Genomic DNA, 364 nt, shown 5'->3' with positions numbered 1-364 from the left:
GGGAGACACAAGTGATTCCCTGACTCTTAGCGTTTACACTCCCTCAGGAAGCAAAGTCGGAACTTATCGTGATAATTCTGATGGAAGCGTAAACGGCAGGATACATTTCAGTATAGATCCTTCCCAGGGATACGTGCAACAAGGAACCTGGAAGTTCAAGGTATATGGGGAATCAGTTAGTGGAACACAAAGCTACACATTTGGTGTCGCATTGCATTAATTATAGGAGACTCTGTCTCCTTTGCCTTTTATCTTTATTGTCAATATTAACAGCTGAGGCTACGGAATATACTGTAAGTCCTTTTCCAAGCGATAAATTTGGGGAATCAATAGCTGGAGAAGACGTACAGATAGTAGAAGATAC

1 pseudogene is annotated in these 364 nt (G+C 41.8%); it reads left to right on the top strand.

What is annotated here, in order from left to right:
- Positions 1 to 220 (top strand): annotated as a pseudogene (locus tag ASJ81_RS15800) (hypothetical protein); the annotation flags it as partial.
- Positions 221 to 364 lie beyond the last annotated feature (144 nt).

Origin of the sequence: Methanosarcina spelaei (assembly GCF_002287235.1) — an archaeon.
GTDB classification, from domain to species: Archaea; Halobacteriota; Methanosarcinia; order Methanosarcinales; family Methanosarcinaceae; genus Methanosarcina; species Methanosarcina spelaei.
The sequence above is the reverse complement of the archived record's forward strand: the minus strand, read 5'-3'. Positions and strand labels throughout refer to the sequence as shown.